A 20,668-nucleotide genomic window follows, 5' to 3' on the forward strand; every position below is an offset into this window, starting at 1 on the left:
GCTCCAGAACAACGGGCTCGCATCGGGCTTGATCGGACAGCAGCGCGGCGCCGTCAACGCGCCCGCGCAAATTGCTGTGTCGTCACTGCAGCGGCGGGTCGCCGCTGGTGCGCTTCTTGGCGAGGTCCATCTCGGTCACGGCGATCAGGATTTCGGCGCGGGTCTTGAGGTCGGGAGCCTCTAAGAGCGCCTGCTTCTCCGCCGGCCCATAGGGCGACATCATCGCCAGTGCGTTGACCAGGGCTTCGTTCGGCGCGCTTTCGACGCCGTCCCAATCGACCTTGAGGTTGTTGGCCTTGAGAAAGTCGGTCAGTACCGACAGCAGGGTCTCCCGATCGACCTCATCCTCGCCCTTCCGAGCGGTAAAATCGTCGACGAACGGGAAATAGTCGACCTTGCACTGCCGGTACGGCGTCAGCACCTCCAGCTCCTCGACCACCTTGAAGCGCGAAACGCCGGTCAGTTCGAGGATGTAGCGGCCATCGCCGGATTCGGCGAGCTGGGTGATTCGCCCGACGCAGCCGACGTTGAACAGCGACGGCTTCTCGGCGGTCTCGGATGAATGTGCCGTATCCGGCTGAATCATGCCGATCAGCCGATGGCCGTCGCGCAGGGCATCGTCGATCATCGCCAGATAGCGTGGCTCGAAGATATTCAGCGGCATCTGGCCGCGCGGCAGCAGCAGCGCTCCCGCCAGCGGAAACACTGGAATGACTTCGGGAAGATCGGCTGGCCCGCGATAGGCGGCATTGATCGGCATCGCCGGCTCCGCGCTTTGAATTTCGATTACGAGAACAGAATCGTCGACAGCCGCTTGCGGCCTTCGACGGTGGCGTCGTCGGTCGGTCCCCAGGCGTCGAAGAACTGCACCAGCTGCTTACGGGCGCCGTCGTCGTTCCATTTACGGTCGCGCTTGACGATGTCGAGCAGGTGCGTGGTGGCATCCTCGCGCCGGTCGGCGGCGTTCAGCGCGATCGCCAGATCAAATCGCGCCTGATGGTCGAGCGGATCGGCTGCGACCTTCTGTTCGAGTTCGGCAATCGGGCCGAGCGACTGTGCCTGTTCGGCAAGATCGATCATCGCCTGCACGGCCTTGACGGAGGCATCCTCGCGCTTGGCCTCGGGCACCAACCCGAGCGTCTTCTTGGCCTGTTCGGTGGCGCCGGTCTGCATATAGCAGCGGGCCAGTCCGGCGATCGCCTGGATGTTGGTGCCGTCGGCCCGCAGCACTTCGGCATAGATCGAGGCCGCGGTCTGGACATCGCCCTCCGCCAGCACCGCCTCTGCTTCCTGCAGAAGCTCGGCGGCGGTCGGCGCACCGCCCGGCATGCCGGCGGTCAGTTTCTCGATGAAGGCGTTGACCTGGCTCTCCGGCACCGCACCCATGAAGCCGTCGGCCGGACGGCCGTCCACGAAGGCAATGACCGCCGGAATCGACTGAATGCCCATCTGGCCGGGAATCGACGGATGCTCGTCGATGTTCATCTTGACCAGCTTGACCTTGCCGTTCGCGGCCCGAACCGCCTTTTCCAGGATCGGGGTGAGCTGTTTGCACGGACCGCACCACTGCGCCCAGAAGTCGATCAGAACCGGCTGGCGCTTGGATTCCTCGATCACATCGCGGACGAAGGTCTGGGTCGTGGTGTCCTTGATCAGATCGGCGGCTGCTTGAGGCGCCGCACCGCTGCCCTGCTCCAAAATCGTCACGTCGTCCTCGCTGTTGTCCGTCGGTTCGCCGTTTTAGCACGGCCCCCGCTCTAGATGGCGCAGGAAGTTCGATTTGCAACGGGAACCGGGTCTGCGCCGGCATCCCGTCAGCCAGCCCGACCGGGTGGATATTGCGCCGGCTGACGCGCCTCGCCCCCGCGCTCGGTCGCATTTGAGGCAAAATCTCTCACGCGGTCATCGATCCGCAAAAAGCCGGCACATGAAATGTCGAACGGCTGTTGCAATCGCTCGCGGCATTTGGCATACGACTGCCCACGGTCGTGCCCACGGCGCGCCGTTTCTCGGATGCGGGTGTAGCTCAGGGGTAGAGCACAACCTTGCCAAGGTTGGGGTCGAGGGTTCGAATCCCTTCGCCCGCTCCAGAGATCCGTCAAATCAGGCGATTGCTTTTCCAGTCTATCGATCCGCTTGTCGTGACGGTAGTTGTCCGCGCGCGCAAAGCGCCGAGCAGACTTGTGATTCGCCCGACGCTCGTCCTGAACTTTAGATCGCCGCAACGAAATCGGGCCCCGCACGGGATGACACCGCGCGAGCCCGCTGCACCGTTGGCGATCGTGATCAGGGTAGTGACGCGCGATCCTTCGGCGACCGACGCTTCCCGCCCGTGCTCGCGCGGCAGCTTTCTGACCTAAACACTCAGCGGCCGACCAGCTCTTTCGCGATCTGCCTGACGAAATACTGCGACGACGCGATCGTCAGGTGGCTGCCGTCGAACGTCACCGGGGTGCCGCTGCCGGGCACCGCGAGCAGGCAGCCGTGGTCGTTGCAATAGACCGGCGTCGGCGAAATGAACTCGACGCCTTGCGCGGCGAAGAAAGCGCGCAGCCGTTCATTGGCTTCGGCTTCCGAGCGATCCAGCCGTGGCGGGCCGTCGCGCGTCGGTATCTCGGACGCGGAGATCAGGCCGGCGGCCTCGGACCGGTAGGCCTGCGCCAAAATACGCTTCGGCGGCGTTCGCCAGCTCGGAAATTTCCCCACCACGACGATCCGCCTGACGCCGATGCTGCGCAGTTCAGCGAGCGTCGCCTTGATCATGGCGTCGATCGCCGCGGGATCGCGGTCGGCGCCATCGTAGTCGTGCCACTGCCGCGCCACCAGGATCACCGTGTCCGGCTTGATCTCTTTCAGCCGCTCGCGCGCATTGGCGTTGGCGGCGGTGCAGCCCGGTGTTTGAACGCTGACGTAGCCGAAGATCGGCGGACACCCCGCGGTGGTGTATTGCGACAACACAAAGCCGCCCTCGGTCTCCTGCAAGGCGCGCAGCCCGGGATAGAGATGCGCGGCATGGGAATCGCCCCACAGTGTGATCCTCGGCACACCGGGCATTGCGGCGTCATCGCACTCGCGCGCGAAGGTCGAGCCCGAGCCGAGGAAGCAGCTCTTCAGCCGATACGCCGGCATCGCCTCGGCCTGATGATCGCGGGTGACGAGCTGCACGCTGGGGCTGAAGCGTGCCGGAAAGCCGCTCGCCAAGTAGATACCTGCACCGAGAAGTCCGACCAGCGCGACGCCGGCGAAAGCGCCGGCGGTCTTGGCGCGGGTCGGCCGATAGCGAATCTTCGGCTCGACAAACCGGTAAGTGAAATCGGCGAGCCCGAACGCCACCACGACCGCGATCAGCTTCATCAGCGGCGGCGGCTCCTCGCCGAGCCGCACGATCCGGATCGCGGCCAGCACCGGCCAGTGCCACAGATATAGCGGGTAGCTGATCAGCCCGACATAAACCATGGCGCGATTGCCGAGCAGCCACCGCCCGACCCAGGTGCTAGGGCCTGTGCCGATCAGTAGCGCGGCGCCGAGCACCGGCAGCACCGCCCACCAGCCCGGAAAAGCGCGGCTGCGGTCGATCAAGGCCGCACCGGCAGCAATCAGCGCGAGGCCGGTGATCGCCCCGATGGTGCGCAGCGTGACGGCGTGCCGCGCGAATGGCGCCGCGCGGTTCGCCGTGGCGATCGCCAGAAGGCAGCCGGTCATCAGCTCCCAGAACCGCGTCACCGGCAGATAGAACGCGGCGGACTGATGGACAGGTGTCAGCAGCAGATTGGTGACGAACGAAGCCAGCAGGATCGCCACTGCGGCCACCACGGCGCCGTTCCTCCAGCGCCACGCCAGAATGATAACCGGCGGCCACAGCAGATAGAACTGCTCCTCGACGCCGAGCGACCACAGATGTAGCAGCGGGTTCAGCTCGGAGGCGGTGTCGAAGTAGCCGGCGTCATGCAGTAGTGCGATGTTGGCGAGGAATGCTGCGCCGAAGCCGATCGCTTTGCCGGCGTCGCGATAATCGACCGGAAACAGCAGGAACCAGCCGCCGATCGCGCAGGCCGCCAGCACCAGCAGCAGGGCAGGGAAGATCCTGTTGATGCGGCGGGCGTAGAACGTCGCGAAGCTGAAGTCGCCGCGGTCGAGCGCCTGGCAGATGATCGACGTGATCAGGAAACCGGAGATGACGAAAAAGACGTCGACGCCGATGAAGCCGCCACGGACCTCCGCCGGAAAGGCGTGGAACCCAACCACCAGCAGCACCGCGATCGCGCGCAGGCCATCGATATCGCTGCGATAGGCCGGTCTCATCGGGAATCGTTGTCCTGAGAAGCGAAAAGGTCGAACTGGGCGCTGCGGGCTCCGTCAACACGCAGGGATGCAAGCAGCGCGTCATCGCGAAGCCCTCCCGCACTGTCAAGTTACGGTCGTGCCAGGTTGCGACCGGATCGCAGGTCGCGCATGCGGCAACGGCTTGCGTTGCCCGGGCGCGGGCACCGGGCTAACACTCGGGTGGTTCCAGTCAGGACGTCGCCATGCAGATTCAACGTCACCGCATCGAACTCGCCACGACCGCGCCGATCCAGCTGATCGACATCACCGATCAGGTCCGCCGCTTCGTCACCGCCAGCGGCATCAAGGATGGTCTGGTCACGGTGAGCTGCCTGCACACCACCGCGCGGATCAACGTCAACGAGCGCGAGGAGAAGCTCGAGCGCGACATGCTGACGTTTCTGAAGCGCTTCGCGCCGCGCGACGGCGACTATCTGCACAATCTTGACCCGGTCGACGGCCGCGACAACGCGCACTCGCATCTGATCGGTCTGTTCATGAATTCGTCGGAGACGATCCCGGTGGCGCATGGCGCCATGGTGCTCGGCGAATGGCAATCGGTGTTCTTCATCGAGCTCGATGGTCCGCGCGAGCGCCGCGGCGTCGAGCTGCAGATCATCGGGTAAGGGCTAGTCGCGCCCGCGCCTCCGCCGAAAGAACGGGGTATTCCGGATAGATGCGTGGGCCGCGCCCGCGTATGACCGCAGCGGTATCACCAAACAGGTCTTCAGCCATGACGCCGGACGACATCGCAGGCTTCTACGCCAAGCGCGCCGATCTCGACCTCGACCAATACATCGAGCTGGATTTCGACTTCGAATGCGCCGGCGATCCGCGCGAAGCGGCAGCGCATCTGTGCAGCGAACAGTCGACCGCCCAGTGGCGCCGCGTCGGGTTCGACGAAGATTTCCGTCCGCGCTTCGCCGCCAAGGTGCTGGAGCTCTCGGCCGAGCCGCGCCCTTCGGGATTCAGCGTTCCGGTCGAGTGCGCCGCGCGCGGCGAGGTGCATGCGTGCCGCGTCACCATCGCGCATCCGCACGGCAATTTCGGCGCCAAGATTCCAAATCTGTTGTCGGCAGTGTGCGGCGAGGGGGTGTTCTTCTCGCCCGGCATTCCGCTGATCCGGCTACAGGACATCCGCTTCCCGGATTCGTATCTCGCGGCGTTCGATGGTCCGCGCTTCGGCATCGCTGGTGTGCGTGAGCGACTACAGGCCTACGATCGCCCGATCTTCTTCGGGGTGATCAAGCCGAATATCGGCCTGCCGCCGCAGCCTTTCGCCGAGCTCGGCTATCAGAGCTGGACCGGCGGTCTCGACATCGCCAAGGACGACGAGATGCTGGCGGATGTCGATTGGTGTCCGCTGGCCGAGCGCGCCGCGCTACTGGGCGATGCGTGCCGTCGGGCTTCGGCAGAAACCGGTGTGCCGAAAATCTATCTCGCCAACATCACCGACGAGGTCGATCGGCTGACCGAACTGCACGACGTCGCGGTCGCCAAGGGAGCCGGCGCGCTGCTGGTCAACGCGATGCCGGTTGGGCTCTCCGCAGTGCGGATGCTGCGCAAGCACGCCACCGTGCCGCTGATCGCCCACTTTCCCTTTATCGCCGCGTTCAGCCGGCTGGCGAACTACGGCATCCATTCGCGGGTGATGACGCGGCTGCAGCGGCTCGCTGGTTTCGACGTCGTGATCATGCCGGGCTTCGGTCCGCGGATGATGACGCCGGAGCACGAGGTGCTCGATTGCATCCGGGCCTGCCTGGAGCCGATGGGACCGATCAAGCCGTGTCTGCCGGTGCCAGGCGGCAGCGATTCTGCGGCGACGCTGGAGACTGTGTATCGCAAGGTCGGCAGCGCGGATTTCGGCTTCGTGCCCGGCCGCGGCGTATTCGGCCACCCGATGGGACCGGCCGCGGGCGCGGCGTCGATCAGGCAAGCCTGGGATGCGATCGCCGCCGGCATCCCGGTAGCTGATCACGCCGCCGGCCATCCTGAATTGGCGGCGGCGCTGAAAGCTTTCGGCGGGCGCTGATAGCTCCCGCCGCGTTGGTCCGCGCCTTAGCGGGGCAGTTCGGTGAAGGTGACGATCACGGCGCTGCGCCGTCCCTGGCTCGGCGCTCCGTCGCGGTGGATGCCGGCCGGATCGTAGATCACCGCATTGCCCTGGCTGCTGGTCACGGCAACCTGGTTCTCGGCGATGGCTGCTGTGAAGTTGCTGTCGGCGACGAGATCGGTGCCGAACGTCGCCTTGCGCTGCAGGCCGGCCGGCAGCGCGTAGAACGTCTCGCGCGCGGCCGGCAGCGTCGACGACAGACCGCACAGATCATTGGCGCGGCGGATCATCGCGTCCCAGAACCGGCGGCCGGCACGATTGCTGCCCGCCACATAGGTGAGCGGGCCGTTCGCGGCGCCGGTCTCGCCGAGATACACCACCATCTTCAGCACGTTGTAGCCGGTGTCGACCTTGAAGCCGTCGCATGGCGAGACGTCGACGCTGACATCGGCGAACGGGCTCGACAGCGCGCCGCTTGGCGCTTCGGTCAGTTCGGCGGCGATCCGTCCGATGCCGACCGGGCGTTTCAGATACCCGCTGGCAGCCTCGGTCAGGCCGGCGTCGGCGGCGATCTGGTTGAACCATTTGTAAAGGTCGGGAGCAGCAGCCGGATCGAGCACCACGCGGGTCGAATCCGGATCGCCCGGAATCGCGACGCGATGTTCAAGTATCTTGAACGCGGCGTCGAGCTGATTGCGCAGTTCGACGATTTTGTCCGCACCGAGCTGCACGGCGGCAAAGCCGTCGCGGTCAAGCGAAGCGAACACCGCGGTGCCGCGTTCGGTCTTCGGCGCGTAGGCGGAGCCGGCGCTGAACCGGCCAAGCCGCTGCAGCATGATCAGGCGTAGATAGGTCGGCAGGCTGCGCAGCGTGGTGACGAAGCGGTTGCCGGCCTCGGCGGGGCGCGGCAGGTGCTCGACGTCGATCATCCGCTGCGCGGTGGTGAGACAGAATCCGTAACCGAAAATCGTGATCGCCTTCAGCCGCGCGCCGAGCATCGGCATCGACATCACGCGCCCATAGGCCGGGTGGGCGTCGTAGTCGATCATCGGCAGGTGATCGAACGGATAGGATTTCGTTTCGGATTGCATGACCAGCCCCTCTGAAGGCATCACCGATAGCACGGACGCACGATTGGAATATGGCGGTGGGGCGCGAGTCGGGCGAGTTGGCAATCCGGCCAACACAGATGCCAGGTGCGACTCAACGCAACGGCCGCCTCGGTATCCGAAGCGGCCGCGAGATGAACGGAAGGTGCGGCGAAGATCAGATCCAGGCGAAGTTCGCCGCCGGACGCGCGGTGCGATTGAGCAACGAGCGCATCAGGCAGCGCTCGATCTGCACCGACGAAATCGTCGCGGCATCGGCGCCGACGAGAGCAACGGCGTCGCTGCGTTCGGCGAATACGCGGCCGCTGGCGACCACTGCGAGCGCCGGGTTGCGCGACGCGGCGCGCAGCTTGCGGATGGTCTCGGCCATCCGCGGCAGCCAGTGCTCGCGGCGCAGCGCTGGCGACAGCGAGATGTTGACGGCATCGAACCAGCCGTTGGCGACCAGATCCGACAGCGCGCGATCAGTGTCGGGGAATTCGCTCACGGTATTCCAACCGGCCTGACGCAGCAGCTCGGCATGCAGTGCCGCACAGAACGAATGCGGCTCCCCGGGTTGCGACACCAGCAGCACGCTGCGCGGCTGCGAGCGCGCCAGCGGCGCTGACAACAGATCGAAGCTGATCCGGCGCATCGCCGTCTGCAGATGGCAGAGGCCGATCGTGACTTCGAATTCGCTGCAGGCGTCTTCGCTCCACAGATTGCCGAGGCTGCGGGCGGTCGGTTCGAACAGGCCGGTGAACAACGCGGTCGGCGACGCAGCCCGCGCTAGCGATTTGTCGATCAGGTCGAACGCGTCGGCGAGGTTCGGCGCGATCAGGAGTCGGGCGAGTTCCGCGGCGCGAGCTTCCGCCGGATCCTGCGCGACGCGCGTCTTGGCGGAGGTGTGCTTGACGACGAGATGCGGAATAACAGTCGAGACAATGCTTTCAGTATGCACGGCACGCACTCGATCTGGTTGCCCTCGACCAAAAAACAGAATGCTGAACGAGTGCGATGAGACCGTGGCCGCTGCCGAGGGGAAGCAGGGATTGGATCGCCTCGCGCGGCTGTTGGCCCGTCGAAAAGCCGGCAGCGCCGTTGCCGCGGTGCGAAGGGAGCCCCGGAAACGGAGACTCGTCTTTGCTCTGGATCAAAACGAAGCATTCGCATCTGCCGCCGCGATCAAGCGGCGGCGCCGGACTGCAGCGCAGCACGGCCAGCGGCATAGGGTCGCGGCGCATGAACGCGTCTGCTCGGCCGAGGTGCGCCCCAGACCTGGGCGGCAGTCGGCGGCCATATGATCAGGATCGAGCTGCGTGCCACTGCAGAAGCCGCGAGGCAGCGGCGTCGCCGACTGTTACTTCGGCATGACGGTAGATCGGTCGAGCGGTATGTCAGGTGTCGGGAATTAGTAAACGAACACCGCTCGATCGGGGCTCCGTCAAAGGAGTGAAGCCCACTTACTCCCATTGCGATCGGCCGAGCGACGGTACTGACTTCTCTATATATTTACAGCCGCGCGAATCGGAGCAAAACTGATTCCACGGATCGTGTTTTACTGAGCAACTACCTGTTTAATCAAAGAGTTAGACGGCTAATTGGCTCATGGTGATTCGCGATTCTCTCGAACGAGTGCCTGGTTACCAGCGCTCGTTCACCGTTCCAGCGTGAGGCGTTTTCTTAGCGTGGTCCCAAGCAGGTCTACGCGGGAGTTAGCAAATCGTTAACGTTAATAAGTAAAGCGTTGTTCACGCTGTTCACCTTAGGGGGCAAGCCGCCCCTAATTGAAGAAAGCTGGAGAACTACGATGCAATTCGATCTGTCCAACCGAAACCTAGCCCAGAAGATCTCGATCCTCGTCTTGGGAATTACGCTGTTCGCCTCGGTCGCCATCGGTGGTGTCGGCGAAATGGTCTTGCACAAGGTCACCGATAGCCATGCCAAGCAGGCTGCGAGCGTTGCGTCGCTCGACCGCCTGGTCGGCCAAGGGGGAGCGACGCTGTCGCCAGTCCGCGCCGCGGACGGCAGCATCGTCGGCATGCTGGTGATGCAGCAGGATGCCGGGCCGGTGGTAATGCCGGCGTCGTACGAAGGTCAGGGTCTGGTGGTTCAGGCTTCGGAGACGGTGGTCACCTCGACTCCGGATTACGGTGTCGGCGCTGCCCGCACCATGCTGCTGCTCGCCGGTGTCGTGGTGTTCGCGGTGGTCGGTCTGGTCGGCACCCGGATTTCGCGCGGCCTGCTCGCCCCGCTCGGCGAACTGGAGAAGGACGTGGAACGCCTCGCATCTGGCGACACCAGCGTTCGCATCCATGCGCTGAGCCGCTCGGATGAAATCGGCCGGATCGCGCGGTCGATCGCCAAGATCCAGCAGTCTCTGATCGAGCTGGCCAAGCTGAAGAGCCATCGCGTCCTCGACGGCACGAACGGTATTCTGGCCAATCTCAAGGAAATGTGGATGGATCTGAAGGGGGCCGTCAGCAATGCCCGCGAGATGCTGTTCACGGATGGCCGGACGGTCAGCGAGACGCTGTCGCGATCGTGGAGCAGCTGGCTGCACAACGGTTTGGGCGTTCCGAAGCGCGCCTGATCGGCGCCTCTTCCGAGACCCTGAACGCGCCTCCTCGAGTCATTGAAGGCGCGACGATCAAAACCAAGCGTTGAGATCATCACATCGAGGCTCACCCAGGCGGGTGAGCCGGTACCAACAAAAGCCCGCGCATCGCGCGGGCTTTTCTATTTGGGGCGGGCGAATGTCTTGAGGTTGTGCCTGGCCAAGATACGGAGCATCGCCCCCTGCCCCGTCCAACGCAGTCCGATGTGTCGACTATGTCTCCGAACGCTCCGCTGGGCGTTCGATGCAGCCAGACAGGTGTTCGCTCCAAGGCAGGCCTAGTCGTGCCAAGCGCTTGAGCGAGCCAGGATGGAGACCGGCTCGGCGTCAGATCACACCCGGCGACAACAAGATGTTCCGCTGGACGCGCTTGCTTCGGAAGCGTCCTGACCAAGCCCTTGGAAGCCGAGGCCCGGCTGCGCCCGAGCTCACGCGTGGCGTGGCGGATTCAGGATCGGTGCGGGTGAAGGAAGAAAGGGTGGTGCCGCAAGAGGGATTCGAACCCCCGACCCCGTCATTACGAATGACGTGCTCTACCAGCTGAGCTATTGCGGCGACCGCGAGCGCGCTAACGAAGCGGCCCGAAACGTCGGCTCCTGATATCGGGCGGCGGCCCGATTGGCAAGAACCAGGGTGCCTGAACCGGCGGTCGGAGCGGCCGCCGGTGTGGTTTTGTTGAACGTTGTCCCAATAACAGAAGCGTGCCGCGGGCTCAGCGCGGCGGCCGGTAACCCCGCCAGCCAGTGCTCTGCCCGGTCGCCGGTGCCTGGGAGCGTTCGGCGAACTCTTCAGGTGCCGCGTCTTCGTCGACGCCCGGATCGTCGGGAGCCCGCACGATCGGAATCACTGGGGCCGCCTCCTTGCGGCGGTGGAACAGCGGCGCCGCAGACGACGCCGGTGCGGCCGCCACCTCAGTCGGAGCCTCAGTCGCCTTGGCTGGCTTGTCCGATTTGGCGGGCTCATCGGCCACAACGGTGGTTTCCTTCGGCGTCACGATCGGTGTTTCCGGGGCCGCCTCCACCGTGACGGTGACGGCTTCCGCCGTCGTGCTGGCGGGAAGCGCTTCGCCGGCCGCCGAGGCGATCAGGGCGTCGTGGAACTTGTCGTCGATCACCTCGACCTTGTTGGACGGCAACGCCGACACCGGCACCTGCCACTGGAACGCGTCGAGGCGTCCGGTGACCGGCGACACCGGCCGCCAGTGATCCGACACATAGCCGTCGGCGGTCCACACCGGGTCGTGCAGCGCGCGCACTGCCCGCAGCGTCCAGGCCCGCGCCTTCGCGGTGTCGCCGCGATCGCCGTGTTCGATCTCGGCCATCAGCATCGCTACGCGCTGGGTCGGCATGTCGAGATAGGGCTGCAGTGCGGCGCGGGCGCGGCTGAACGAGCCAGCGTCGATCGCCGCGCGGGCGATCGCAACGGCGCTCTCGAGTTGCTGCGGACCCTTGGCGACCAGATTCTCGACCCGGCCGAGCCGCGCAGTCGCGGTGTCGCCCGGCTTCAGGTTGGCGTAGGTCGAGGCCAGATCCGGATGCGGCTGCGCCTGCCAGGCGGCCTCGATCACCTTCATGGCGCGCCGAACCTGATGGGCTTCGGCCAGATATTTGGCTGCCAGCACCGCCGCGGGCACCAGGGTCGGCGCCAGCTTGTTGGCTTCCAGCGCGCTGTCGCGGGCAAGGCTCTCGTCGCTTTCTTGCAGATCGGTCGCCCGCGCGGTCAGCAGCACCGCGCGCTGCCGGCGAAACGCCTTCTTGTCGATCAGGCCGGCCGAGAGATTGCGCTCGAGAATCTCCAGCGCGCCGGTCCAGTCCGAGCGGGCGCAGCGGAACCCGAGCACCGCCTGCGACGCCCAGGCACAGGTCGGCTGCAGCCGCAGTGCTTCTTCGGCGATTGCCAACGCCGCGTAGGGATCGTCGGCGCGCTGCGCCTCGATATACAGCCCGCGCATGCCGAGCGACTTGGTGTCCTTGCGGGCGGCCATCGCCAGGAACGCGCGACGGGCGCCTTCGCGGTCGCCCTCGAGCTGTGCCGACTGCGCCTGCAGCAGCAGAGCGAGCGGATCGTGCGGGGCATGGCGCCGCGCCGCGTTGGCGTGGGCACGGGCGGCGCTGCTGTCGCCATGGCCGACGGCGAGCAGGCCCTGGGTGATGGCGTTGCGGGCGCGGGCGCTGCGCCGCGAGCTGCGGCCGCGCTTCATCCAACCGGGTGCGCGCAGCACGCCGAGGATGATCGCCCAGGCCAGCATCACGGCGACCACGCCGGCGCCGAGCACCAGCGCGAACACTGGCAGCGTCATCGACGCCTTCCAGTCGTTCCACGACAGCACCACTTCGCCGGGCTGTTCGGCCACCCAGGCAGCGCCCGCCGCCGCGAGCGCGATGATCACGAGAAACAGAACGATGCGCAGCATGGGCAGACCTATGGCGACGGTTTCTGCAGCGCCCCGAGCGCTGCGGTGGCGAATTGATGGGACGCGGCGAGCGCTTGGTCGCGCGCCTCCGCCTTGTCGATCCAGGATTGAACAGGAGCGCGGTCACCCGGCGCAAGCGCTTTCAGCTCCTTCAGCGCGGCGGCGATGTCGCCCTGCTTGCCGGCCGCGGTCAGCCGGCCGACGATCGCGGTGCGATCGATGCCTTCGACCGCGTCCGAACGCTGAATCTTCACCAGCCGCTCGGCGTTGGCCTGAAACCGGTCGATGAAGTTGGCGTTCGTGGTGCTCTTGTCGGGCAGCAGGCCGGGCAGCTGATCGACCAGCTCCTGGCCGAGCGCACGGGCGCTGGGCACGCCGCTCGCAGCGAAGCGGTCGAGCGGCTTCAGCGCGCCAGCATCGGGCGCGAGCGGCGCCGCGGCCTTCAGCAGCGCCTGAAACGGTTGGCCCTGCGTGACGGCGAGGTCGAGCAAGGTGGCGGCGACCGCGCGGCGCAGCGCGCCGTCTTCGGCGGGGGCCGTCTTCGGCGCGGGTTTTTCGGCTTCGGCCTTGGCGGCAGTTTCCAGTGCGCCGAGGCGCCGATCGATCGCCGCCATCGCGGCGGTGGTCTGCTCCAGCGCGGCCGTTTTGTCAGCGGCGGCTGCGTCCGCAGTCGGCTTGGCCTCGCCAGCGCCGGCGTCCGGAGACGCCTTCAGCTCCTTGATGGTCGCGGCGAGCTGATCGGTCTGGCCGCGTAGCGCGGTCAGATCGTCGCGCAGCGACGCCACCGACTTCTCCAGTGCGTCGATCCGGCCGGTGGCTCCGGGATCGGAAGTGGCAGCGCCATCGGCCGCCGCCTTTGGCCGCGCTTCGAGATTGGTGATCCGGATCGCGAGCGCTTCCAGCGCCGCGGTGTCGCTCGCCGCGGCTGCGGCGGCGCCGGTTGCGGGAGCGGCTTCGAGCTTGGCGATTCGTGCGTTCAGCGCGTCGAGGGCCGTCGAGTCGGCCTGCGGGGCGGTGACGCCGGTCGACGACAGGAACTGCGGCAACAGCCCCATCTTGGCGGCGCCGACCACGAGGCCGGTGGCGATCGCGATCGTCAGGACCGGCGGCAGGATCAGCGACGCGATGCTGTTCCGCGGCGCTGCGGCGCTTTGCGCGGTCGCCGACGCATCGGCTGCAGCCGTGGTGGTGGCAAATTCCGGTTCCGGCAGCCCGGCAGCCTGTTCGGCCTGCTCGCGCTGATCGGCGGCGATGTCGAACGCCTGCTCCGGTCCCCGCGCCGGTTCGGCCTCGGGTGCTGTCTCCGTTGCGGCTTCCGCCTCGGCGCCGGCGGGCGCGGCGCTGATCTCCTCGCCGGTCGGCTGAGCCAGCTCGGCCGGTTCCGCAGCCTGTTCGTGTTCGGGCCTGTTCTGGACCATCCCTGGATTTTCCTCGTCGCTACCTGTCGGCGCCGGCGGTCCGGCGCGGCATCAATTCACTTTGGCCGGGCTGAGCGCCCGATCCAGCGCTTCGAGCAGCGCCTTTTCGTCCGGCTTGCGCGCCACCATCACCTGGTTGGCGCCGGCTTCTCGCACCACCTCGGAGACCGCCTCCGACAGGCAGCATTGCGGAATCGCCAGCGCCGAAATCTCGATGCCGGAGGTCCGCGTCGCGTCGATGAACGCCCGGGCGCTGCGCCGCGAGTAGTGCAGCACAGCCTCGATGCGATTGGCCGCGAAAGCGTCGCACACCTCGGCCGGCAGGCTCGGTACCGGCATCATCCGGTAGGCGGTCTGCATCACCACCTCGAAGCCATCTTCGCGCAATTCGCCGGCGAGGTCGCGCGACAGATCGGCGCCCGCCAGATACAGCAACGCGCCAGCGCGCTTGTCTTTCCCGCTGAAGGTGTCGCGGATCTTGATCCTGAGTTTGGCCGCATCGCCGTCGGCGATGATCACGTCGCTAAAGCCGGCGTCCTGCGCCTTGCGGGCGGTGTGCTTGCCGACCGCGAACAGCGGCAGTTTCAACAGCCGCGCCAGCACCGGCTGGTCGTCCAGCGCACGCAGCGCATTGGCGCTGGTGACGATCACGCCGGTGTAGTGCGCGTCGGGATCGTCGGGGAACGGCACCGGCTCGAACCGCAGCATCGGCGCCAGCAACACGTCATAACCCTTGGCGCGCAGCGTCTTCGCAGTCGCGTCGCCGTCGGGTTGCGGGCGGGTGACGAGCAAAGCCACGCGTTACGTCCTCGGCTGTCGATTGATGAGAGTGAATCCGAAGTAGCCCGGCCGCATGACCCTGAGCCGCGTGAAAACCGGTCGCGCCGCAGCGCCCCGCTTCGCTGCTCCCACGCAATCTGCCGGGGCCGCAGGGCGCCAAGGGGATGATTGCATTCCAAGACCCCGCAATGCTACGCGAGGCAAGGAGAACGCTGGTTCGGGCGCAAACGCAAGGGCTCAATTTGACTAGTGAACAAGCCTTGCTGGTGCTGGGGATCGAGACCACCTGCGATGAAACCGCAGCCGCCGTGGTCGAGCGCCGCGCCGACGGTAGCGGCCGGCTTCTCTCCAATATCGTACGTTCCCAGACCGACGAACACGCACCCTTTGGTGGCGTCGTCCCTGAGATCGCCGCGCGCGCCCATGTCGACGTGCTCGACGGAATCATTGCAGCTGCGATGAACGAAGCCGGCGTGGCGTTTGCCGGTTTGTCGGGGGTGGCCGCGGCCGCGGGCCCTGGACTGATCGGCGGCGTCATCGTCGGGCTGACCACCGCGAAGGCGATTGCGCTGGTGCACGGCACGCCGCTGATTGCGGTCAATCACCTCGAAGCTCACGCGCTGACGCCGCGGCTGACCGATGCGGTCGAGTTTCCCTACTGCCTGTTTCTGGCCTCGGGCGGCCACACCCAGATCGTCGCCGTGCTCGGCGTCGGTAACTACGTCCGGCTCGGGACGACAGTCGACGACGCGGTCGGTGAGGCGTTCGACAAGATCGCCAAGATGCTCGGCCTGCCCTACCCCGGCGGTCCCCAGGTCGAACGCGCGGCCGAAGCCGGCGATCCCAACCGCTTCGCGTTTCCCCGTCCGATGCTCGGACGTCAGGATGCCAATTTCTCGCTGTCCGGGCTGAAGACGGCGGTGCGCAACGAGGCCGGCAAGCTGACGCCGCTCGATCCGCAGGACATCAACGATCTGTGCGCGGGCTTTCAGGCCGCGGTGCTCGACTCGGTGGCGGACAGGCTCGGCACCGGGCTGCGTCTGTTCAAAGAACGGTTCGGCCCGCCGAAAGCGCTGGTCGCGGCGGGCGGTGTCGCCGCCAACCAGGCGATCCGCCGGATGCTGCGTGAAGTCGCCGCCAAGGCGCAGACCACGCTGATGGTGCCGCCGCCGGCGCTGTGTACCGATAACGGCGCGATGATCGCCTGGGCCGGCGCCGAACGGCTGGCGCTCGGCCTCACCGACACGATGGATACCGCGCCGCGCGCGCGCTGGCTGCTCGACGCTGGCGCCACCGCGCCGGCCAAATTTGCCAACACGCGCGCCGGGTTCTAAGGCCGGGCTCAAGTCGGTGGCTTGGATGATGTTGCGATGAGTTCGTTGAAGTCGATTGCCGTGCTCGGAGGCGGAGCCTGGGGCACGGCGCTGGCGCAGACCGCCGCGCGGGCGGGCCGAAGCGTGACGCTGTGGGAGCATGATGCCGCCAATGCCGAGCATCTAATTGCGGCGCGCGAGAGCCGCTTCCTGCCCGGCGTGCTGCTCGAACCCTCGATCGAGGTGACGCGCGACCTCGCCGAGGCGGCGCGCGCCGACGCACTGTTGCTGGTGGTGCCGGCACAGGTGCTGCGCCAGGTGGTGACGTCGCTGCAGCCGCTGATCGCGCCGCGAACCCCGCTGGTCGCCTGCGCCAAGGGCATCGAGCACGGCACCCACCGGTTCATGACCGAGATCATCGCCGAAGCGGCACCGGCCGCGATCCCGGCAATCCTGTCGGGCCCGAGCTTTGCGGCCGATGTGGCGCGCGGCCTGCCGACCGCAGTGACGATCGCCGCGACCGATGCGGCGTGCGCGCAGGCGCTGGCCCAGGCGATGAATTCCGGCAGCTTCCGCCCGTATCATTCGACCGATGTGCGCGGCGTCGAACTCGGCGGCGCCACCAAGAACGTTCTGGCGATCGCCGCCGGCATCGTCGAGGGCCGTCAGCTTGGCGCGTCGGCGCTGGCGGCGATGACGACGCGCGGCTTCGTCGAACTGGTGCGGTTCGGCAAGGCCTATGGGGCACGGATCGAGACCATGCACGGCCTGTCGGGGCTCGGCGATCTGACGATGTGCTGCTCGACGCCGCAGTCGCGCAATTTCTCGTTCGGCATGGCGCTCGGCCGCGGCGAGCGGATCGAGACCGCCGCGCACGGCAAGCTCGCCGAAGGCTACTACACCGCGCCGGTGCTGCTGGAGATGGCGCAAGCCAAGGACATCGACATGCCGATCTCGACCGCGGTAGCGGCGGTGCTGAGCGGCAAGCTCAGCGTCGATGCGGCGATCGAAGGGCTGCTGACGCGGCCGCTCAAGGCGGAGGAATAGACGTGGCGTACTGGCTGGTGAAATCCGAGCCGTCGGTGTGGTCGTGGGACCAGCAGGTCGCCAAGGGTGCCGAGGGCGAAGCCTGGACCGGCGTGCGCAATCACTCCGCCAAGCTGCATATGGTGGCAATGCGGCGCGGCGACCGCGCGTTCTACTATCACTCCAACGAGGGCAAGGAGATCGTCGGCATCGCCGAGATCATCCGCGAAGCCTACCCGGATCCAACCGATGCCAGCGGCAAATTCGTCTGCGTCGATATCAAGGCCGAGAAGCCCTTGAAGACGCCGGTGACCCTCGCCGCCATCAAGGCCGAGCCCCGCCTCGCCGAAATGGCGCTGCTGAAGTACTCGCGGCTGTCGGTGCAGCCGGTGACGGCTGAGGAGTGGAAGTTGGTCTGCAAGATGGGCGGGCTGTAGCTCGTTCTTGCGGACCAACCGCTTTTGTCATTGCGAGCGTAGCGAAGCAATCCAGCTTCGTGCACGGGGCTGGATTGCTTCGTCGGCTGTGCCTCCTCGCAATGACGGACCGAAACTCTGGACATCTCTCCGCCGCTCGCCCATCACGGCGCGATGAGCAGCTCCGCCATTACCGATCCGATCGCCTTCATCCGTGCCAATACCCGGCTGCGCGAGGTGCCGCTGGTGCCGGAGGTGAGGCTGCATGTCGCCGACGAGGCGCTGCCGCTGTGGAGCAAGACCGAAGAAGAGCTTGGCGAAGCCGGGTTGCCGCCGCCGTTCTGGGCGTTCGCTTGGGCCGGCGGACAGGCGCTGGCGCGCTACGTGCTGGATCATCCGCAGGACGTCGCCGGCAAGGACGTGATCGATCTGGCCTCCGGCTCCGGGCTGGTGGCGATCGCGGCGATGAAAGCCGGGGCGCGCAAGGTCACCGCGTTCGATATCGACGGTTTTGCGCGCGAGGCGATCCTGGTCAATGCCGCGGCCAACGGCGTCGCGATCGAGATCTGCGGCGATGATTTGCTCGCGGGGGCGCATCCGCTGCCGGCGCAGGCCGTGCTGGCCGGCGATATCTTCTATCAGCAGGACATTGCCGGGCTTGCCTTCACCTTCCTGCAAGGCCGTGCGGCACAGGGCGCGCAAGTGCTGATCGGTGATCCCGGCCGCTACTATCTGCCGAAAGATCAACTCGTGCAGCTTGCGAGCTACGGCGTCCCCGTGACGCGCGAATTGGAAGATTCCGAAATCAAACACACCGGCGTCTGGACGCTGAAGTAATTGGCGTCGCTATACGGTCAGCCGCGCGCCGTCGTGCCCGGTGATCCGCAGGGTCTGCACATCTCCGGGCGTCGCGCCTGAGATCGCGACCGGGAGGAAGTGCTCGGTGCGGCCCTGCGTCGGGCTCTCGATCAGCACCGCGCGGGTCGCGCCGATCTCGGCGGCCAGCCGCCGCTGCAGCGCTGCTTCGCCGGCGGCACGCAAACGGGCGGCGCGATCGCGGGTCACGCGGCCATCGAGCTGCGGCATCCGCGCCGCCGGTGTGCCGGGCCGCGGCGAATACGGAAACACGTGCAGAAACGTCAGGCCGCATTCCTCGATCAGGTCGAGCGAGCGCTGAAACATCTCGTCGGTCTCAGTTGGAAATCCGGCGATCAGATCGGCGCCGAGCGCGATGTCGGGCCGTAGCCGCCGGGCCTCTTCACAGAATGCGACCGCGTCGGCGCGCGCATGCCGGCGCTTCATCCGTTTGAGGATCAGATCGTCGCCGGCCTGTAGCGACAGGTGCAGATGCGGCATCAGCCGCGGCTCGGTGGCGAGCGCATCGATCAGATCGCGATCGGCCTCAACTTGATCAATCGACGAGATCCGCAGCCGCTGCAGCTCCGGCACGTGCCGTAACACTTTCTTAACCAGGGTACCGAGCTTCGGCGTACCCGGCAGGTCGGCGCCGTAGCTGGTGAGGTCGACCCCGGTCAGCACGATCTCGGCGTGGCCGCGCTCGGCCAATCGCCGCACCTGCTCGACCACTGCGCCGACCGGCACCGAGCGGGAATTCCCACGGCCATACGGGATGATGCAGAAGGTGCAGCGATGGTCGCAGCCGTTCTGCACCTGCACGAACACCCGCGGCAGTCCGTTCTGGTACCCGTCCAGCAGATGCGGCGCCATCTCGCGCACCGCCATGATGTCGGCGACCGCGATCTTCTGTTCGGTGTCGAGCCCGAAGCTCGGGCCTGCGTCGAACGCGCCTTTGGCTGCATGCCAGGCCTCGCTGCGGGTCTTGTCGTCATTGCCGATCACCCGGTCGACTTCGGCCATCGCGGCGAAGGTCGCCGGCTCGGTCTGCGCCGCGCAGCCGGTGACGATGATCCGGGCCTCGGGGCGCGCGCGTTTCAGCTTGCGGATCTGCTGCCGCGCCTGGGCCACCGCCTCGTTGGTTACCGCGCAGCTGTTGACCACGAAGGTGTCAGCGAGCCCGGCGGCCTCTGCCTCGCGCCGGATCAGTTCGGACTCGAACGCGTTGAGGCGGCAGCCGAACGTGACGACCTCGACGGCCATCAGGCGCCAGTCGGGTCGAGCGCGCCGGTGAACAGCGCCGGATCGAACCGGCCTTCGAACTCGAATTCGGCGCCGCCGGTCATCAGCACGTGATTGTCGCTCTCGCGCCACTCGATGGTGAGCTGGCCGCCCGGCAGCGTCATCTCGACAGTCCGCTCGGTGCGCTTCAGCCGCGCCGCCGCGACCGCGGTCGCGCAGGCGGCCGAGCCGCACGCCTTGGTCAGCCCGGCGCCGCGCTCCCAGGTCCGCATCGTGATGTGCTGGCGATCGACGATATGGGCGAGCGTGATGTTGGCGCGCTCCGGGAAGATTGGATGGTTCTCGAGCAGTGGTCCGAACCGGCCGAGATCATAGGCGTTCACATCGTCGACCCAGAAGATCGCGTGCGGGTTGCCCATGCTGACGACTGACGGCGTGTGCAGCACCGGCGCATCGATCGGGCCGATCTGCAATTCGATCATCCGGGTGTCGCGGAATTCCTCGGCGAGCGGAATGTCCTGCCAGCCGAACTTCGGCTCGCCCATGTCGACGGTGTAGAGGCCGTCGGCCGGGCCGCGCCAGCAATTGAGCAGGCCGGCGCGGGTCTCGAAGGTCAGGCCGTTCTGGTCGCTGCCGGCAAACATCTGCCGCGCGACGCAGCGCATGCCGTTGCCGCAGGCGCCGGATTCGGAGCCGTCATTGTTGTAGATCCGGACGAAGGCTTCGGTGCCGGGCAGCCGGGCCGGCTGCAGCAGCATCAACTGATCATAGGGCACATGTGCCGCCACCGCCCGCGCATCGGCCGGCGTCACCGGCGCCGGCTGATCGCGCAGGTCGACCACCACGATCTCGTTGCCGATGCCGTTCATCTTGGCGAACAGGCGGTTGTCCAGCGCGCTCATGCTCTCGTCCTCGCTGCGCCTATATGGCGAACCCGGTTCGGTTTGGCCAGTCTGGCGCCCGCAGCGGCGCGCGGCCACAGGGAAGCCACACCGCCATCGCATGGCTCGCCAGGACGGGACGAAATCGCGGATCGGATGTTATGAGGAGCCGCTCGACTCGGTGATTGGCGCAAGTCCGATGCTGCGCCACGCGGGAAGGTCGGGCGACGTTCGCGGTGGCCT

The 20,668-nt window shown here is 66.7% G+C and carries 17 protein-coding genes and 2 tRNA genes; 8 read left to right on the forward strand and 11 right to left on the reverse strand.

The window, feature by feature from the left end; translation table 11 throughout:
* Window positions 1-82: 82 nt before the first annotated feature.
* Window positions 83-760, reverse strand: coding sequence for an LON peptidase substrate-binding domain-containing protein (locus tag VRZ08_RS11720; RefSeq protein ID WP_107342517.1), 678 nt, complete (start codon window positions 758-760; stop codon window positions 83-85).
* Between the two features lie 26 nt (window positions 761-786).
* On the reverse strand, window positions 787-1,707 hold the full coding sequence (trxA, locus tag VRZ08_RS11725; RefSeq protein ID WP_414532638.1) for a thioredoxin: 921 nt from the start codon (window positions 1,705-1,707) through the stop codon (window positions 787-789).
* 308 nt (window positions 1,708-2,015) lie between these two features.
* Between trxA and VRZ08_RS11730 the strand changes: the two genes are divergently transcribed.
* Window positions 2,016-2,090, forward strand: a tRNA-Gly gene (locus tag VRZ08_RS11730).
* Window positions 2,091-2,364: 274 nt separating this feature from the next.
* Here VRZ08_RS11730 and VRZ08_RS11735 read toward each other — a convergent pair.
* Window positions 2,365-4,302, reverse strand: coding sequence for an acyltransferase family protein (locus tag VRZ08_RS11735; RefSeq protein ID WP_414532639.1), 1,938 nt, complete (start codon window positions 4,300-4,302; stop codon window positions 2,365-2,367).
* Between the two features lie 224 nt (window positions 4,303-4,526).
* On the opposite strand from VRZ08_RS11735, the gene VRZ08_RS11740 reads away from it, so the two are divergent.
* Window positions 4,527-4,949 carry a secondary thiamine-phosphate synthase enzyme YjbQ gene (locus tag VRZ08_RS11740; RefSeq protein ID WP_164636376.1) on the forward strand — a complete coding sequence of 141 codons (423 nt, stop codon included), beginning with the start codon at window positions 4,527-4,529 and terminating at the stop codon, window positions 4,947-4,949.
* 107 nt (window positions 4,950-5,056) lie between these two features.
* Window positions 5,057-6,355, forward strand: a complete 1,299-nt coding sequence (locus VRZ08_RS11745) for a RuBisCO large subunit C-terminal-like domain-containing protein (protein ID WP_414532640.1) — start codon at window positions 5,057-5,059, stop codon at window positions 6,353-6,355.
* Window positions 6,356-6,381: 26 nt separating this feature from the next.
* Here the strand turns inward: VRZ08_RS11745 and VRZ08_RS11750 are convergent, their stop codons facing one another.
* The gene (locus VRZ08_RS11750) at window positions 6,382-7,467 is read right to left on the reverse strand and encodes a hypothetical protein (RefSeq protein WP_414532641.1); all 1,086 of its coding nucleotides are present in this window, start codon (window positions 7,465-7,467) and stop codon (window positions 6,382-6,384) included.
* Between the two features lie 175 nt (window positions 7,468-7,642).
* Window positions 7,643-8,425: a B12-binding domain-containing protein gene (locus VRZ08_RS11755; RefSeq protein WP_414532642.1), complete on the reverse strand. Its 783-nt coding sequence runs from the start codon at window positions 8,423-8,425 to the stop codon at window positions 7,643-7,645.
* Between the two features lie 849 nt (window positions 8,426-9,274).
* Here VRZ08_RS11755 and VRZ08_RS11760 point away from each other — a divergent pair.
* On the forward strand, window positions 9,275-10,057 hold the full coding sequence (locus VRZ08_RS11760; protein ID WP_107342502.1) for a HAMP domain-containing protein: 783 nt from the start codon (window positions 9,275-9,277) through the stop codon (window positions 10,055-10,057).
* 503 nt (window positions 10,058-10,560) lie between these two features.
* On the opposite strand, the gene VRZ08_RS11765 is transcribed toward VRZ08_RS11760, so the two are convergent.
* The 4 genes from VRZ08_RS11765 to VRZ08_RS11780 form a co-directional block, all read right to left on the reverse strand.
* Window positions 10,561-10,636: transfer RNA gene (locus tag VRZ08_RS11765), tRNA-Thr, on the reverse strand.
* A 157-nt stretch (window positions 10,637-10,793) separates the two neighbouring features.
* Window positions 10,794-12,494, reverse strand: a complete 1,701-nt coding sequence (locus VRZ08_RS11770) for a heme biosynthesis protein HemY (protein ID WP_414532643.1) — start codon at window positions 12,492-12,494, stop codon at window positions 10,794-10,796.
* Window positions 12,495-12,502: 8 nt separating this feature from the next.
* Window positions 12,503-13,912 carry a COG4223 family protein gene (locus tag VRZ08_RS11775; RefSeq protein WP_414532644.1) on the reverse strand — a complete coding sequence of 470 codons (1,410 nt, stop codon included), beginning with the start codon at window positions 13,910-13,912 and terminating at the stop codon, window positions 12,503-12,505.
* A 51-nt stretch (window positions 13,913-13,963) separates the two neighbouring features.
* Window positions 13,964-14,710 (reverse strand): uroporphyrinogen-III synthase, encoded by a 747-nt coding sequence (locus VRZ08_RS11780; RefSeq protein WP_264075118.1) that lies wholly within the window; start codon window positions 14,708-14,710, stop codon window positions 13,964-13,966.
* Between the two features lie 242 nt (window positions 14,711-14,952).
* Between VRZ08_RS11780 and tsaD the strand changes: the two genes are divergently transcribed.
* From tsaD to VRZ08_RS11800, 4 genes are all read left to right on the forward strand, one after another.
* Window positions 14,953-16,026, forward strand: a complete 1,074-nt coding sequence (tsaD, locus tag VRZ08_RS11785; RefSeq protein ID WP_107353853.1) for a tRNA (adenosine(37)-N6)-threonylcarbamoyltransferase complex transferase subunit TsaD — start codon at window positions 14,953-14,955, stop codon at window positions 16,024-16,026.
* Window positions 16,027-16,062: 36 nt separating this feature from the next.
* Window positions 16,063-17,052: an NAD(P)H-dependent glycerol-3-phosphate dehydrogenase gene (locus VRZ08_RS11790; protein WP_414532645.1), complete on the forward strand. Its 990-nt coding sequence runs from the start codon at window positions 16,063-16,065 to the stop codon at window positions 17,050-17,052.
* A 2-nt stretch (window positions 17,053-17,054) separates the two neighbouring features.
* Window positions 17,055-17,468, forward strand: a complete 414-nt coding sequence (locus tag VRZ08_RS11795; protein ID WP_107342497.1) for an EVE domain-containing protein — start codon at window positions 17,055-17,057, stop codon at window positions 17,466-17,468.
* A gap of 153 nt (window positions 17,469-17,621) precedes the next feature.
* On the forward strand, window positions 17,622-18,284 hold the full coding sequence (locus tag VRZ08_RS11800; RefSeq protein WP_414532646.1) for a class I SAM-dependent methyltransferase: 663 nt from the start codon (window positions 17,622-17,624) through the stop codon (window positions 18,282-18,284).
* A 9-nt stretch (window positions 18,285-18,293) separates the two neighbouring features.
* On the opposite strand, the gene mtaB is transcribed toward VRZ08_RS11800, so the two are convergent.
* Entirely contained in the window at window positions 18,294-19,565 is a 1,272-nt protein-coding gene (mtaB, locus tag VRZ08_RS11805) for a tRNA (N(6)-L-threonylcarbamoyladenosine(37)-C(2))-methylthiotransferase MtaB (protein ID WP_414532647.1), read from the reverse strand.
* A complete protein-coding gene (gene dapF / locus VRZ08_RS11810; protein ID WP_107353849.1) occupies window positions 19,565-20,446 on the reverse strand; it encodes a diaminopimelate epimerase in 882 nt (293 codons plus the stop codon). Before dapF ends, mtaB begins: the two co-directional genes overlap by 1 nt.
* Window positions 20,447-20,668: the final 222 nt, after the last annotated feature.

This window comes from Rhodopseudomonas sp. G2_2311, assembly GCF_047501505.1.
In the GTDB taxonomy this organism is placed as follows: Bacteria; Pseudomonadota; Alphaproteobacteria; order Rhizobiales; family Xanthobacteraceae; genus Rhodopseudomonas; species Rhodopseudomonas palustris_H.

What these genes read in the sequence shown, in the direction of transcription:
- VRZ08_RS11775 (WP_414532644.1), bottom strand. Translation starts at nt 13,912, where the DNA reads ATGGTCCAGAACAGGCCCGAACACGAACAGGCTGCGGAACCGGCCGAG.
- VRZ08_RS11735 (WP_414532639.1), bottom strand. Translation starts at nt 4,302, where the DNA reads ATGAGACCGGCCTATCGCAGCGATATCGATGGCCTGCGCGCGATCGCG.
- mtaB (WP_414532647.1), bottom strand. Translation starts at nt 19,565, where the DNA reads ATGGCCGTCGAGGTCGTCACGTTCGGCTGCCGCCTCAACGCGTTCGAG.
- VRZ08_RS11790 (WP_414532645.1), top strand. Translation starts at nt 16,063, where the DNA reads ATGAGTTCGTTGAAGTCGATTGCCGTGCTCGGAGGCGGAGCCTGGGGC.
- VRZ08_RS11740 (WP_164636376.1), top strand. Translation starts at nt 4,527, where the DNA reads ATGCAGATTCAACGTCACCGCATCGAACTCGCCACGACCGCGCCGATC.
- VRZ08_RS11800 (WP_414532646.1), top strand. Translation starts at nt 17,622, where the DNA reads ATGAGCAGCTCCGCCATTACCGATCCGATCGCCTTCATCCGTGCCAAT.
- dapF (WP_107353849.1), bottom strand. Translation starts at nt 20,446, where the DNA reads ATGAGCGCGCTGGACAACCGCCTGTTCGCCAAGATGAACGGCATCGGC.
- VRZ08_RS11760 (WP_107342502.1), top strand. Translation starts at nt 9,275, where the DNA reads ATGCAATTCGATCTGTCCAACCGAAACCTAGCCCAGAAGATCTCGATC.
- VRZ08_RS11720 (WP_107342517.1), bottom strand. Translation starts at nt 760, where the DNA reads ATGCCGATCAATGCCGCCTATCGCGGGCCAGCCGATCTTCCCGAAGTC.
- VRZ08_RS11750 (WP_414532641.1), bottom strand. Translation starts at nt 7,467, where the DNA reads ATGCAATCCGAAACGAAATCCTATCCGTTCGATCACCTGCCGATGATC.
- VRZ08_RS11745 (WP_414532640.1), top strand. Translation starts at nt 5,057, where the DNA reads ATGACGCCGGACGACATCGCAGGCTTCTACGCCAAGCGCGCCGATCTC.
- VRZ08_RS11770 (WP_414532643.1), bottom strand. Translation starts at nt 12,494, where the DNA reads ATGCTGCGCATCGTTCTGTTTCTCGTGATCATCGCGCTCGCGGCGGCG.